This is a genomic window from Solitalea koreensis (assembly GCF_900182575.1).
GTDB lineage: Bacteria > Bacteroidota > Bacteroidia > Sphingobacteriales > Sphingobacteriaceae > Solitalea > Solitalea koreensis.
The window spans coordinates 44,623-59,130 of the sequence record NZ_FXSZ01000009.1 but is presented as its reverse complement, the minus strand read 5'-3'; the positions used below and the strand labels follow the sequence as shown (position 1 = coordinate 59,130).

At 38.4% G+C, this 14,508-nt stretch carries 16 protein-coding genes; 11 read left to right on the top strand and 5 right to left on the bottom strand.

Annotated features, from left to right (window positions below; all coding sequences use genetic code 11):
* Position 1: 1 nt before the first annotated feature.
* The 3 genes from FN756_RS12540 to mqnC all read right to left on the bottom strand — a co-directional run bounded on the left by FN756_RS12540 (position 2) and on the right by mqnC (position 2,183).
* Positions 2-208 carry a hypothetical protein gene (locus FN756_RS12540; RefSeq protein ID WP_142604456.1) on the bottom strand — a complete coding sequence of 69 codons (207 nt, stop codon included), beginning with the start codon at positions 206-208 and terminating at the stop codon, positions 2-4.
* Positions 209-352: 144 nt separating this feature from the next.
* Positions 353-910 (bottom strand): SMC-Scp complex subunit ScpB, encoded by a 558-nt coding sequence (gene scpB, locus FN756_RS12535; RefSeq protein WP_142604455.1) that lies wholly within the window; start codon positions 908-910, stop codon positions 353-355.
* A 148-nt stretch (positions 911-1,058) separates the two neighbouring features.
* Positions 1,059-2,183 (bottom strand): cyclic dehypoxanthinyl futalosine synthase, encoded by a 1,125-nt coding sequence (gene mqnC / locus FN756_RS12530; protein ID WP_142604454.1) that lies wholly within the window; start codon positions 2,181-2,183, stop codon positions 1,059-1,061.
* A 148-nt stretch (positions 2,184-2,331) separates the two neighbouring features.
* Here mqnC and FN756_RS12525 point away from each other — a divergent pair, with 148 nt between their 5' ends.
* The 7 genes from FN756_RS12525 (at position 2,332) to FN756_RS14795 (ending at position 8,990) form a co-directional block, all read left to right on the top strand.
* Positions 2,332-3,576: a M16 family metallopeptidase gene (locus tag FN756_RS12525; protein WP_142604453.1), complete on the top strand. Its 1,245-nt coding sequence runs from the start codon at positions 2,332-2,334 to the stop codon at positions 3,574-3,576.
* 98 nt (positions 3,577-3,674) lie between these two features.
* The gene (locus FN756_RS12520; protein ID WP_142604452.1) at positions 3,675-4,958 is read left to right on the top strand and encodes a M16 family metallopeptidase; all 1,284 of its coding nucleotides are present in this window, start codon (positions 3,675-3,677) and stop codon (positions 4,956-4,958) included.
* Positions 4,959-5,420: 462 nt separating this feature from the next.
* Entirely contained in the window at positions 5,421-5,714 is a 294-nt protein-coding gene (locus FN756_RS12515) for a hypothetical protein (RefSeq protein WP_142604451.1), read from the top strand.
* A 106-nt stretch (positions 5,715-5,820) separates the two neighbouring features.
* On the top strand, positions 5,821-6,420 hold the full coding sequence (locus FN756_RS12510) for a hypothetical protein (RefSeq protein ID WP_142604450.1): 600 nt from the start codon (positions 5,821-5,823) through the stop codon (positions 6,418-6,420).
* Between the two features lie 220 nt (positions 6,421-6,640).
* Entirely contained in the window at positions 6,641-8,110 is a 1,470-nt protein-coding gene (guaB, locus tag FN756_RS12505; protein WP_142604486.1) for an IMP dehydrogenase, read from the top strand.
* 150 nt (positions 8,111-8,260) lie between these two features.
* The gene (locus FN756_RS12500; RefSeq protein ID WP_221929059.1) at positions 8,261-8,842 is read left to right on the top strand and encodes a Mut7-C ubiquitin/RNAse domain-containing protein; all 582 of its coding nucleotides are present in this window, start codon (positions 8,261-8,263) and stop codon (positions 8,840-8,842) included.
* Positions 8,775-8,990: a Mut7-C RNAse domain-containing protein gene (locus tag FN756_RS14795; RefSeq protein ID WP_221929061.1), complete on the top strand. Its 216-nt coding sequence runs from the start codon at positions 8,775-8,777 to the stop codon at positions 8,988-8,990. Before FN756_RS12500 ends, FN756_RS14795 begins: the two co-directional genes overlap by 68 nt.
* A 300-nt stretch (positions 8,991-9,290) precedes the next feature.
* Here FN756_RS14795 and FN756_RS12495 read toward each other — a convergent pair whose 3' ends face one another.
* Positions 9,291-9,833, bottom strand: a complete 543-nt coding sequence (locus FN756_RS12495) for a hypothetical protein (RefSeq protein WP_142604449.1) — start codon at positions 9,831-9,833, stop codon at positions 9,291-9,293.
* Positions 9,834-9,870: 37 nt separating this feature from the next.
* Complete coding sequence (gene gpmI / locus FN756_RS12490; RefSeq protein ID WP_142604448.1) at positions 9,871-11,385, bottom strand: 2,3-bisphosphoglycerate-independent phosphoglycerate mutase; 1,515 nt, start codon at positions 11,383-11,385, stop codon at positions 9,871-9,873.
* A gap of 238 nt (positions 11,386-11,623) precedes the next feature.
* On the opposite strand from gpmI, the gene FN756_RS12485 reads away from it, so the two are divergent.
* The 4 genes from FN756_RS12485 (at position 11,624) to FN756_RS12470 (ending at position 14,444) form a co-directional block, all read left to right on the top strand.
* The gene (locus FN756_RS12485) at positions 11,624-12,022 is read left to right on the top strand and encodes a DUF4783 domain-containing protein (RefSeq protein ID WP_142604447.1); all 399 of its coding nucleotides are present in this window, start codon (positions 11,624-11,626) and stop codon (positions 12,020-12,022) included.
* A 49-nt stretch (positions 12,023-12,071) separates the two neighbouring features.
* Positions 12,072-12,923, top strand: a complete 852-nt coding sequence (gene nadC, locus FN756_RS12480) for a carboxylating nicotinate-nucleotide diphosphorylase (protein ID WP_142604485.1) — start codon at positions 12,072-12,074, stop codon at positions 12,921-12,923.
* Positions 12,924-12,984: 61 nt separating this feature from the next.
* Positions 12,985-13,635 (top strand): glycerol-3-phosphate 1-O-acyltransferase PlsY, encoded by a 651-nt coding sequence (gene plsY, locus FN756_RS12475; RefSeq protein WP_142604446.1) that lies wholly within the window; start codon positions 12,985-12,987, stop codon positions 13,633-13,635.
* Positions 13,636-13,637: 2 nt separating this feature from the next.
* Entirely contained in the window at positions 13,638-14,444 is an 807-nt protein-coding gene (locus FN756_RS12470) for a M48 family metallopeptidase (RefSeq protein WP_142604445.1), read from the top strand.
* Positions 14,445-14,508 lie beyond the last annotated feature (64 nt).

Genomic DNA, 14,508 nt, shown 5'->3' with positions numbered 1-14,508 from the left:
CTTAGAAATCATCTTCCATGTCATCAAAATCTCCATCTAATGCATTAAAGTCATCCATTGGAAGACCTAAATCGTCATCATCATCCTCATCGTCAATGAAACGACTCTTTGCGGGCTTACTGTTTTTTGGTAGCGGCTTTAATGTTCCTTTCTTAGCATCCTCGTTTGCTTTGCCGCTGGTTTTTACAGGTTTCTTTGGCGTTTTCATTACCTCTCAAATTAAGTCAAGTACTAGTTGAATTTCAGATTGAATTTACTAAGCTTATAGCTTGTTATATAATTAATTTTAAAAAAATTCTGTTGTCCAAAAATAAAACATTTAAAGCTCTGTAAAGAGAAAAAGCGGCTTCTTTTAACTTTTTTCGCCAATTTCATTCTCAATAGATTGAATATCTTTTAACTGCGGAAGGTCGGTTAATGAATTTAAACTAAAGTGGTCCATGAACAGCTTGCTGGTTACGTACAGCAGTGGACGGCCAGGTGCATCACTCTTTCCCTGTATCTCAATGAGCTCTCGTTCTAATAACTTTTGTACGCTGTAATCGCAATTCACACCGCGTATTTGTTCAACCTCTGTTTTTGTAATTGGCTGACGGTAGGCAATTATCGCTAAAGTTTCCATCGCAGCCGGCGAAAGTTTCTTTTTATTTCGATGCTGGATAAGAGCGCTTAATGTTCCCGCAAATGCCTTCTTCGTCATAAACTGAAAACCACCGGAATTAGTTATCAATTCAAAGAAATAAGTATCACTAGCATATTTAGCTCTTATTGCCTCAATAATCTGTTCCACCTCATCTAAACTTATTTCCTGTTCAAATACATTTGATACACAGGCCGAAAGCTCTTGTATAGTAATGCTTTGTTCCGATGCAAAAATAAGGGCTTCTATATGTTGTTGAATATTATCCACTCTGGCAAAAATACTAGAATAAGCGAAATCAACTAAAAAATTTAATTTTTTAAAATGCTAAAACATTAGAATCAAAACAAATATAATTGAACGAAAAGAGCAACCATATTAGGCCGCTCTTTCATGTATCTTTTGTCTTGATTTTTATTTAATAGTTAATCACTTGTTCTTCCATTTCTACCGGCAACTCTCTGAACTCATATTGTTGATTACGCAAACGAGGTTCAAAGCCGGCTTCAGCAATTGCCTCCTGAATGCCTTTAGCTGTAAAACGATGTGGAGCTCCGGCAGCAGAAACAACATTCTCTTCAATCATGATTGATCCAAAATCATTGGCTCCGGCATGTAAACATAATTGAGCAACGTGTTTACCAACGGTTAACCAGGAAGCCTGTATGTTTTTAACGTTAGGCAACATAATACGGCTCATGGCAATCATACGGATGTATTCATCTCCCGTAACCTCATTTTTAATCCCACGAATACGTTTTAACAAGGTTCCGTCGTCTTGAAAAGGCCAAGGGATAAAGGCAAGGAATCCTTTTGCGTCCTCAGGTTTTTCGGCTTGTACTTCACGTATCCATACTAAATGTTCAAAACGTTCTTCCAGCGTTTCCACATGTCCAAACATCATGGTGGCTGATGTGGTAAGATGCAGTTGATGAGCAGCACGCATTACATCCAACCACTCGCGACCGCTGCATTTTCCTTTTGAAATCAGTCGGCGAACACGATCGTTCAGGATTTCTGCTCCTGCGCCCGGTAATGAATCCAAGCCGGCCTCTTTCAACGCAGAAAGTACTTCAGTATGTGATAGTTTATCGAGTTTAGCGATGTGGGCAATTTCCGGTGGCCCAAGCGCATGCAATTTAAGCGTTGGATAAAGTCTTTTTAGTTCTTTAAACAGATCAACGTAATAGTTCAGCCCTAAATCAGGGTGATGACCACCTTGAAGTAGCAATTGCTCACCTCCGTAACGGAAAGTTTCTTCAATTTTAACTTTATAGGTTTCAATATCGGTGATGTAACTTTCATCATGGCCCGGTCGGCGGAAAAAGTTACAAAACTTGCAATTGGCAATACAAACGTTGGTAGTGTTTACATTGCGATCAATGATCCATGTAACTACATTGTCAGGTTTCTGGATCTTGCGCAATTCATTACCCACATACATGAGTTCGGCAGTTGTTGCATGCTTAAAAAGGTGAAGGCCCTCCTCGGCAGAAAGAAATTCAAAATTCAGAGCCCTGTTTAAAAGTTGTTGGGTATTCATTTTTTGGGGTTAAATGCAATCAAAAATGAAATGCAAATATAAAACACTAAAGCCGGTTTTTTAGTTTTTTGAGTATATTGAAATATATGCGTTGATAGTCTTATTTTTGTGGCAATTACATCTTTTACTCGATTCTTAAATTTTTCTAATGATACACTTTGATCGGTTTACGCTCACGAATGGATTGCGGGTGTTGGTACATGAAGATCATGCAAGCCCAATGGCAGTGCTTAATGTTTTGTATGATGTAGGTGCCCGTGATGAGGATCCCAATAAAACAGGTTTTGCGCATTTATTTGAACATTTAATGTTCGGGGGATCCATCAATATTCCATCGTATGACGAACCCTTACAACGAGTAGGAGGTGAGAACAACGCTTTCACTACGAACGATATCACCAATTATTACATACAAGTTCCGGCTATAAATGTTGAAACAGCTTTTTGGTTGGAATCTGACCGTATGCTGAGTTTGGCTTTTTCTGAAAAAAGTTTAGATGTGCAGCGCAATGTGGTTTCTGAAGAGTTCAAACAGCGTTATTTAAATCAACCTTACGGCGATGTTTGGTTAAATCTGCGTCCGCTTGCATACACCACACACCCTTACAAATGGGCAACGATTGGTAAAGAACTTTCACATATAGAAGATGCTACTTTAGGCGATGTAAAAGCTTTTTTTAAAAAGCATTACAACCCATCAAATGCAATCCTGGTAATTGCAGGCAATGTTACCCTGGAAGAAGCTAAACGTTTAACTGAAAAATGGTTCGGTCCCATCCCGGCCGGTGAGCACTATGTTCGTAATTTGGCTAAGGAGCCTGTACAACAGGAAGCGAGAACTCAAACTATAAAAGCCAATGTTCCGCTTGATGCCATTTATAAAGCCTATCATATTTGTGGTCGTGCCGATGCGGCGTTTTACCCCATTGATTTATTATCGGATATGCTTTCACGCGGTGATTCATCTCGTTTGTATCGCTCGCTGGTAAAGGAAAAGCAATTGTTCAGTGAGGTTAATGCTTATGTTACCGGTGAAAATGATCCGGGTTTGTTAATCGTTGAAGGTAAGTTGATCAAAGGTGTTTCCGTTGAAAAAGCTTCCGAAGCCATTGATGCCGAATTGGACAGGATAAAAACAGAGTTAATTCCGGATGATGAACTGACCAAGGTGAAAAACAAATTGGAGTCGACGATAGCCTTTTCAGAAATGAATCTGCTGGATAAAGCAATGAATCTTGCATTTTTTGAACTCATGGGCGATGCCGCTCAATATAATTTGGAAAGAGATCGTTACCAGGCCGTAACAGCGGAGCAAATTCGGGAGCAGGCTAACCAAATTTTTAAACCTGAGAATAGTTCGACCTTGTATTATTTGGCTAATGGCGCTAACTAGTTTATCGTCGATGGTACATGGTCAGAATGTACTTTCCATGAACCATGAGCTATTATCAATGAACTACAACTTTAATCCTTTATCCTAAACCTTCAATCATGGATATTTTAAATCGCAAGCAGGAACCTGCTTTCAGAGATATAGAAAAAATAAAACTTATTCAGCCTGAGGTTGACAAGTTATCAAACGGAATTGATCTATACTACATTGATGCTTCGGATGCAGATTTAGTGCGTATCGAATTTATATTCGATAATCCATCCTGGCTGGCCGATCAGCCATTGGCCATCTCTTCTACCAATCATCTGTTAAATGAAGGAACAACGCATTATACCGCAGTACAGCTGGCGGAAAAGATCGATTTTTACGGAGCTTTTTACCAGCATGAAGCGGGGTTTGATCAATCGACAGTTACGCTGTATAGCTTAAATAAGCATTTAAAAAGCACCTTGCCGATCATTAAAGAGATTATTACCGAGGCTGTTTTTCCTGAAGATGAATTAAGTACCTACAAACAAAACAGTAAGCAAAAGTTGCAGGTGAATCAGCAAAAAAATGATTTTCTTGCACGGGTGAAGTTTAATGAAATACTCTTCAGCTCAAAATCGGGTTATGGATATGCAGCACAGCTAGCTGATTATGATAATTTGAAGCGTGAGAGTTTATTGAACTTTCATAAAAAACAATACCACGCCGGGAATTGCACCATTATTATTGCGGGAAAAGTAACGCAGGAAGAACGCCAATTAATTGCCGAGATTTTTGGTAATTCAGATTGGTTGCATGAGGTTGATCAAGAACTTAATGGCGTGGTTAATCAATCCTCTTCACAATCAAAGCATTTTGTTGAGCGTCCGGATGCCATACAATCAGCCATTCGGATTGGCAAGCCACTTTTCAATAAAACGCATCCTGATTTTCATAGCCTGCAGGTATTGAATACGGTGCTGGGCGGTTATTTCGGTTCCCGTTTAATGTCAAACATTCGTGAAGACAAGGGTTATACCTATGGCATCGGTTCAAGGGTGGCATCCCTGAAAAATAGCGGTTATTTCTTTATCACTACAGAGGTGGGTGCCGATGTTTGTGGGAATGCTGTCGCTGAAATCTATAAAGAGATTGATCGCTTAAAAAATGAGCCTGTTCCAACCGAAGAACTCGACTTGGTGCGCAATTATCTATTAGGCACTTTCCAGGGAAGCCTAGAAAACGCTTTTTCTTACGCTGATAAATTCAAAGGTTTATTGCCTTACGGTTTAGGCTATGATTATTACGATAACTATTTTGATACCGTTCGATCAATAAGTCCGCAGCGCTTGCAAGAACTGGCCAACCAGTATTTTACCAATGGTTTGTTTGAAGTGGTGGTAGGGAAGAGGTAGTCTTTTCAGTTTGCAGTAGGCGGTTTTCAATATTGATCCGCAATAGGAATGATGTTTCTATTGCGGATTTTTGTTATGAGAGATTTGGTTTATGCAGTAAATAATGGGTACCATCCCGAGGAACAAGGCTTTGAATCCTTCATTACAATGTGATTGTTATTTAATTTTTAAGTGAAAGATAAAAAGATATCAAAATAGCATATCAGAATTTTTAAAAGCTGACAACGAAACTGTTATTAGGCATCTGGCGATTGGCGTGACAAATCATCAATTGAGTTAATTATTCGAATGCATTAACAAGTCAATAAGTCCCTAATTCTTATATAATTAGCTTGATTTTTATAAAAATTAAAGAGTGTAAAATGGAAAGATAATTGCTTGGGATAAATTTATCTACGTCAACAAACCAATGACAATGACCTTATTTCTAAATAGGGGCAATGGATCACGGATATGAATTTCATGATGGGGAAATTATTTAAAACAATTGAGTCAAGGAATCTGAATTTCCAATCTGTGGGCTCAAAAGAAAAATACAAAAACTTATGTGCTCTTAATTCATCCATTCCGCTGTTTTCAAAAGATTGGTGGTTGGATACTGTATGCGGCGACAATTGGGATGTTTTAATCTGCGAACTAGATGGAAAAATAGTTGCCTCATGGCCTATTTTTCAAAAAAAAATATTGTTTTTTTCAGCCATTACTCAGCCTCCAATGGCCCCGAATTTGGGCATCTGGATTGATTGGCATGAGTGATGTCAGTAAACTATCTTTTGAGATAAATATTTGCAATAAACTCATAGAGTTATTACCCAGATACTCTAAATTTTCGGTAAGTTTTGAACCTGGATTTCATAGTTGGATGCCCTTTTGCTGGCAAGGCTTTAGGCAATCCTCCAGGTATGTGTACGTATTGGAAGGCATCTCTGATTGGCAAAGGGTTTTAGTTAATTTTTCCAATGAAACTCGCGGGCGTATTCGTAAGGCTAAGAAAAACATACAGATTAAATATGATCTTTCAGCGGAGGATTTTTACAGCTACCATACGTATATCCTGAAAAAGATCGGTAAAAAGATCAATTATTCGTTTGATTTATTTAAACGAATACACGATGCTGCATTAGCTCATAATTGCGGTAAAATTTCTTATGCGGTGGATGATAATGGTCTTATTCATTGTGCTTCATTTTTAGTTTGGGATACTAATTGCGCTTATGCTCTTTTAGGAGCTTTTGATCGGGATTGTAATCCAAGCGGAGCCTCATTTTTACTCTATCAGGAAGAAATTAAGTATGCCTCTCAATTTGCCGATAGATACAATTTAGGTTGCACTATGAATAAAACACTCAGTTATGCCAAGCGACGTTTAGGAGCTAATGTAATAGCATATCATCATATATATAAGGTGAAATCTAAATTAATCAAGATCGCAATTTTTTTAACCTACGATTTTTGGTATTAAGTCTAACCAAAAGAACCAACGCTACGTAAGGTTATCAATACTGTTGTATTCGGCACTAAGATTGTCGCCTTTACTCTGCAATATCATGATCTTTGTTGAGGAGATTTGTATCGTAAATATTAAGGATGTACTCCAATGTTTATTTTAATAATCTTATTTGATATTCCCATTGAATAATGCTACCTTTGCCCCGCAAATAATGACTCCTAAATTATTTGCCATGCAGTTAGATTCATCAAAATTTGTTCTTGAAGGTCTCACGTACGATGACGTACTGTTGATTCCAGCTTACTCTGAAGTTTTACCACGCGACGTAAATACCCAATCATTCTTAACTCGTAAAATCAAAATCAACGTTCCGATCATATCGGCTGCTATGGATACGGTTACCGAATCAGAATTGGCTATTGCTATTGCACAAGCCGGTGGTTTGGGAATGATTCACAAAAACATGACCATTGAGCGCCAGGCAAGTGAAGTAAGAAGAGTGAAACGTTCAGAAAGCGGAATGATTCAGGATCCTGTTACCTTGACAGTTGATTCGGTGTTGAGCGACGCACTTCGTTTAATGAAAGAAAATAAAATTGGTGGTATTCCAATTATCAATGGTGATAATAAGCTGCTCGGCATATTAACCAATCGCGATATTCGTTTTCAGAAAGATCTTTCTAAAAAGGTTACCGAGGTGATGACTTGTGAAAATCTGATCACTGCACCAGTGGGTACCGATTTGTTAAAAGCGGAAGAAATTCTTCAAAAATATAAAATCGAGAAACTGCCGGTTGTAAGAAACGACGGTACACTGGCAGGTTTGATCACGTTTAAAGATATTCAGAAGTTTAAAGCGTTCCCTATTGCATGTAAAGACGAGCATGGCCGTTTACGTGTTGGTGCAGCCTTGGGCGTAACTGCTGATACTTTACAACGCGTAGAAGCATTGGTGAAGGCTGGAGTTGATGTGGTAACAATTGATACCGCTCATGGTCACTCAAAAGGTGTGATTGAGATGGTGAAAACTGTTAAAGCAAAGTACCCTGAATTACAAGTTATCGCTGGTAACATAGCAACCGGTGAAGCGGCCTTGGCACTTGCAGCTGCTGGAGTTGATGGCGTAAAAGTTGGTATTGGTCCGGGTTCAATTTGTACCACGCGTATCATTGCCGGTGTAGGTGTTCCTCAACTTACCGCAATTTTCGAAGTTGCTAAAGCGTTAAAAGGTACAGGTATTCCTGTTATTGCCGACGGTGGTATTAAGCAAACGGGTGATATTGTTAAAGCCATTGCAGCGGGAGCGAACTCTATTATGGCAGGTTCATTGTTCGCAGGAGTGGAAGAATCACCAGGTGAAACCATTATTTACGAAGGACGTAAATTCAAGTCATACCGTGGGATGGGTTCTATTGAAGCAATGGAACAAGGTTCAAAAGACCGTTATTTCCAGGATGTGGAAGATGATATTAAGAAATTGGTACCCGAAGGTATTGTAGGCCGTGTGCCATACAAAGGAACGCTTGCTGAGGTGATGTACCAATACATTGGAGGTTTAAAAGCAGGTATGGGTTATTGCGGAGCGCCAACTATTGATGCTTTACAAGATGCTAAATTCGTACGTATTACGGCTGCCGGAATGCGCGAAAGCCATCCTCACGATATTTCAATTACTAAAGAAGCTCCTAATTATTCGAGATAGTTTTGGTAGACAAAAGATCCAAGAAAGAACAAAGACAATTAAGGCCGGAATTTATTTCCGGCCTTAATTGTTTTGGTGGGATTTTACAATGCTTAACTTTGATAGAATTGAGTTTATCAAAACGAAAATAGTATAAAGCAATTCTTCAGAATGCCCAAGTCAGCCAGTTTCCGATTTTATGGAGGACTGAACGATTTTCTTCCTATTGAACGCAGAAACTCATGGTTCAGTTATAGTTTCTGGGGAACGCCCTCCATTAAGAATGCCATTGAGGCAATAGGGCCTCCACATCCGGAAGTAGATCTGGTTTTGGTGAACGATGTACCGGTCAAGTTTTCATACCTTTTACAAAAAGGGGATAGGATAGAAGTCCATCCATTACTTAACGGCGGTTTTTTTTCTAAAAATGATGAGCAGGTATCAAACAAATTTATACTTGATGTGCATTTAGGCAAACTAGCCCGATCACTTCGTTTGCTCGGTTTTGATACTACTTACGATAATTTTTATGAGGATGAAACTATTGTGAAGACAGCTAAAGCAGAAAACCGAATTGTATTGACCCGGGATCTGCTTTTATTGAAGAATGGAGATGTAGCCCGTGGCTACTGGATACGATCACAACATTCAGAAGAACAACTAAAAGAAGTTATCAGGTACTTCAATCTCTCTAAATTCAAGCCTTTTAAACGTTGTTTGGAGTGTAACGGCATCATCAAAAAAAATACCTAAAGCATCAGTAATCGATCAATTACCAGCTGACACCTGCCAGTATTTTAATGAGTTCTTTCAATGCACTTCTTGTCAACGAATTTATTGGAAAGGTTCGCATTATGATCGGATGAAAGAGATGGTAGCAAGAGTTAACGGCATTTTATGAAATTCGATATCACCTTGTTTTGAAGAAAAAAGCATGGATGAATGCTTATTCGAACATTCGAGATTTGAATTATCGGACAACTGTAAATTTGTTGCCATTAATATCTACCCAATAATTTAAAAATTTGCAGTAGTGGACAATTCCTTTAGTTAAAGGGAAAGTCGCAAAGTCTTATAAAGAATCCATTCTTTGTTGCTTATTTTTTAATGGATTTAATCGCATCTTTTCCAACAAGGACACGAGTATGCTCTGATACAAAAAAATGGCTGATGAATCTCATCAGCCATTTTTTGTATAAAATTATCTTTTTTCAAATAGTCCCTTTACACTGAATTTATTCTCTTTAAGCATTTTTGCTTTTTGAATTCTATTGATCTGGTACATTTCATCAGGTATATACTGAAGCGTTTCATCTAAATCATACAGGCCATTTCGAGTAGAGTTAACGATGAGTACTTTTCGTACTTCATGGTTTTTGTTCCAGGTAATGCTCAAGCTACGTGTATGAAGTGCTGAATCAAGCGCTGTGTAAACTTCGGTAGAATCAGATCCTTCTAGTTTGCGTTCTGTTTTATAGCTCTTAATCCAGGCTGGTTTGTTAATATCAGAAGCCATGAATACCGAAAGCTCATTTTTCCAATCGATAGAGTTCAGTTTTTTTGTTTCGGATACGCCATCTTTTGCAGTCGTTTTATCAACCATAACAGCTGATTTTGTTAAACGATTCACTTCTGATTCAAAATAGCCTTTTAAATCGAAATAAACGCGAATCTGCTTCTTGCTTTCAGATGGATTGCAACCTACTAAAAGAAATACGAAAGCCGTAAGTAGTTTATAGTTCATGTTTTTGTCCTTAGGTCTATAGGATATGGACGTTTTCTTAAACTAATACATCTCCGGTCATTTCAGGTGGTCTGTTTAAACCTAAAATAGAAAGAATGGTAGGAGCAATGTCGCCCAGTTTTCCATCTTTTACGGAATGGACATCCTTGTCAATAACAATACACGGTACAAGATTAGTGGTGTGAGCAGTATTAGGCGTACCATCTTCATTAATCATATAGTCTGAATTACCATGATCAGCAATGATGATAAACGAATAGCCGTTCTCCTGACCGGTTTCTACTACTTGTTTTAAGCAGGCATCAACGGTTTCGGCCGCTTTGACGGCAGCGCTGAAAACACCGGTATGGCCTACCATATCCGTATTGGCGTAGTTCAGGCAAATGAAGTCAGCCCATCCCGATTTAAGTTCAGGCAGAATAGCTTCTGTAATTCCATTTGCACTCATTTCAGGTTGAAGATCATAGGTGGCCACTTTAGGAGAGGGAATCATAATTCGTTTTTCATCGGTAAACGGAACTTCTCTTCCGCCTGAAAAGAAAAACGTAACGTGAGGATATTTTTCGGTTTCGGCAATCCGTATTTGGTGTTTGCTATTCATCTCCAACACTTCGCCTAAGGTTAATGAAAGGTCTTCTTTATTGTAGATTACTTTAACATTTTTGAACGTATCATCGTAATTGGTCATGGTTACGTAATACAGATCCATTTTATGCATGTTCTGCTCTGGGAAATCTTCTTGGGTAAGCGCTTTGGTTATTTCGCGACCACGGTCGGTACGGAAATTAAAACAAATCACCACATCGCCCTCTTTGATGTGGGTCAAAGGCTTTCCATCAGCGCCAACATGCACGAGTGGTTGCAAAAATTCATCGGTAACATTTGCTGCGTATGAATCTTGAATTGCCTGTTGGATATCAGTTACGAGTTTTCCTTCGGCTTTAACCATTACATCGTAGGCAAGTTTTACCCGTTCCCAGCGGTTATCCCTGTCCATAGCATAATAACGCCCCACAGCAGTAGCAATCGAGCCAGTTGATTTATCCATATGCTCTTGTACATCTGCAATATAGTTGGCTCCGCCTTTCGGGTCCGTATCTCGTCCGTCAAGGAAGGCGTGGACAAATACGTCTTTTAAGCCTTTATCTGCTGCTGCACTCAATAATCCTTTAAGATGGTTAATGTGGGAGTGTACCCCGCCATCAGATACTAGTCCAATTAAATGGACACTTTTATTGTTTGTTTTTGCATATTCAAATGCATCTACTAAAACCGGGTTGTTATCAATTGTTTTTTCACGTACCGCTTTATTAATTCGAACCAGTTCTTGATAAACTACGCGTCCTGCTCCAAGGTTCATATGCCCAACTTCAGAGTTGCCCATTTGACCTTCAGGTAATCCCACTGCCTCGCCTGATGCTTCTAATTTAGAGTTGGGAAATTGTTCCACAAGTCGATCAAAAAAAGGAGTATTTGCCTCAAAAATGGCATTTGACTTATCATGGCGACCATAGCCCCATCCATCGAGAATAATCAGTGCAAGTTTTTTCATGTGAAAAGTTAAATAATATGAAGAAAAAGAGATATATTAGAAATGAATCAACAGGACGTAATGTAGGTTAGGAATCCCTTGTGCCATCTGCTAAAAGAACAATATTACCCTAGTTCTGATTACAAATATATTTTTTTGCCTTGAATGTTGGGAATGTTGAAATGAAAAAGATATTTTTTTATCTTTTTGGCATTGTTTGTGCATATTACACTGAATTTAACTCTTTGTTTATCATCTAATGAATAGAATACTTCTAGTGGTATTATTCCTTCTATGTACTTCGATGAAAAGTACATATAAGCAGAGTGATGCTGTTGAAGTAGTTACAGCGGCGATTAGTGTCTCTAACACTCGCGAAATCTCTAAATACCTCAATTCCATTGTGATTCTAGCTATTTTAGATGAAGAAAATGTATATAGCAAAACACAGGGCGAAATGGTGTTAAAAGATTTTTTTTCAAAATATCCTCCAGTACAGGTTTTACTCAAACACACCGGCTCCTCTCCCGAGGGACTTAAGTACGCAATATGCTCATATAGAACCACCAACAATGCCATGTATCGCTTGTACATTTATATGAAGTCTACAGGCAAAGTTCATTACATAAATGAGCTTCGTTTTGAAAGAGAGAAATAGTAAGTAGTGGTTTTTGCGAACTATTTTTTATCTTGGCGCATCAAAAAATATGGTTTTGGACAAAGAATTACTTCAAAGATTCATTACTGAATCATTAATTGAAGATGTTGGGGACGGGGATCACACTTCATTATCTTGTATTCCAGCAGGAACCACCGGCGCAGCTCGATTACTTATTAAAGAACACGGCATATTGGCTGGTGTTGATGTAGCTATTGAAATATTTAAACAAGTGGATCCTGATCTGCATGTGGAAGTATTGGTTCATGATGGAACTTTAGTAAAGGTGGGGGATGTGGCCTTAATTGTAAGAGGAAATGTACATTCTATTCTGAAAGCTGAGCGCCTTGTATTAAACACCATGCAACGGATGAGTGGTATAGCGACTGTTACCCGTCAAATTGTGGATTTAATTTCAGGAACAAAAGCTAAAGTGCTTGATACGCGCAAAACTACTCCAGGGATTCGTTTTCTTGAAAAGTATGCTGTTAAGGTTGGTGGAGGTGTAAATCATCGGATTGGTTTATACGATATGATCCTGATTAAGGATAATCATGTAGATTATGCCGGCGGTATTCAGCAAGCCATAAAAAATGCCCACACTTATCTTGAACAGACAGGTAAAAACTTGCAGATTGAGATTGAAACTCGCAGTTTAGATGAAGTGCAACAAGCACTGGCAACAGGAGGAATTGATCGGATTATGCTTGATAACTTTAGTTACGAGAAACTTCGTGAAGCAGTTAATCTTATTAACGGCAAATATCCAACCGAAGCATCAGGCGGAATAACTCTTGATAATGTACTTGAATATGCAAAATGTGGCGTAGATTACATTTCTATGGGTGCATTAACACATTCAGTAAAAAGCTTGGACATGAGTCTTAAAGCAATAGCTTAACATAATTGCTGCTCTGATTGAATTTTCATATTTTTAAAAACAAAGAATAGAAGCGATATTAATGATTTCAACTCAATCGTTAACAGCTCTTCTCCTGGCATATGTAATAGGTTCTATCCCTTCTGCTGTATGGGTGGGTAAAATATTTTATGGGATAGATGTACGTGAATATGGTAGCGGTAATGCTGGAACTACAAATACTTTCAGAATACTAGGAAAAAAAGCCGGAATCCCGGTTATGATCATTGATGTGTTCAAGGGCTGGCTTGCCTGTTACCTGGCACATTGGTTTTCTACTTATAATCCTGATTCAACTCAATTCGTTAACTTTCAACTGTCACTGGGGATTATTGCCATTGTAGGTCATATTTTTCCCGTACTTGCAGGCTTTAGAGGAGGCAAGGGAATTGCTACCCTCTTTGGAATGGTTTTGGCAATTCATTTTCAGGCAGCTTTATGCTGTTGCCTTATTTTTTTAGTAATTTTAACAATAAGTCACTATGTATCGCTCAGCTCAATGTTGGCCAGCTTTGCATATCCCATGTTGATTATATTTGCATTTCAAGTACCTAACAAATCAGTTGTGCTTTTTGGGGTTTGTGTAGCTGTTTTAGTGTTGGTAACTCATCAAAAAAATATAGAAAGACTTTTAAAGGGAAAAGAGAATAAATCTTATTTGTTTAAACGAAAGATAACGTCTGATAATATATAGTTATGAAACTGAAATTCATTGCAGCATTTTTATTCGTTGCTGTTATTAGTTCTTGCTCAAAAGTACCATTAACCGGTAGAAGTCAGTTGAGTTTAGTTGACGAAGGTCAAATGATGACAATGGCCGCCTCCAGTTATAGTGAGTATTTAAAAGAAAATCCTGTAGTGCCTACTACCAACAAAGACGCCCAGCGCGTTAAAAGAGTAGGTGGTCAGCTTATAGATGCAGTAACCCGTTTTATGAATCAAAACGGTTATGCGAATCAAATTGCCAATTATAAATGGGAGGTTAATCTGATTCAAAATAAAGAATTAAATGCTTGGTGTATGCCGGGAGGTAAAATGGCGGTATTTACCGGGATTTTACCTGTTTGTAAAGACGATGCTGGTTTAGCCACTGTAATGGGGCATGAGATCGCTCATGCTATTGCTCGCCATGGAAGTGAACGTATGTCGCAACAATTGGCGGCTGAGGCCGGAGCTGTTGCTGGTGGCATGGTTACTGCCAATAGCCATGAAGCTACTTCTATTTTTAACCAATTATATGGTACAGGAGCTCCTTTGCTGCTATTAAAATACTCACGTAAACAAGAATCAGAAGCTGATCATTTGGGGTTGATTTTTATGGCAATGGCAGGATATAATCCTAATACCGCCGTAGATTTTTGGCAACGTATGTCAGCTTCAGCAACAGGTCAAAAACCTCCTGAAATTTTAAGTACTCACCCTAGTGATCAAACGCGTATTGATGATATAAAACGCCTGATCCCGGAAGCAATGAAATATTACAATAATCCACAGCAGAAATAGGTTCAATAGAACAAAAAAAAGGTCCTTAAACAGTTAGTTGAGGACCTTTTTTTGAAGTTTATGT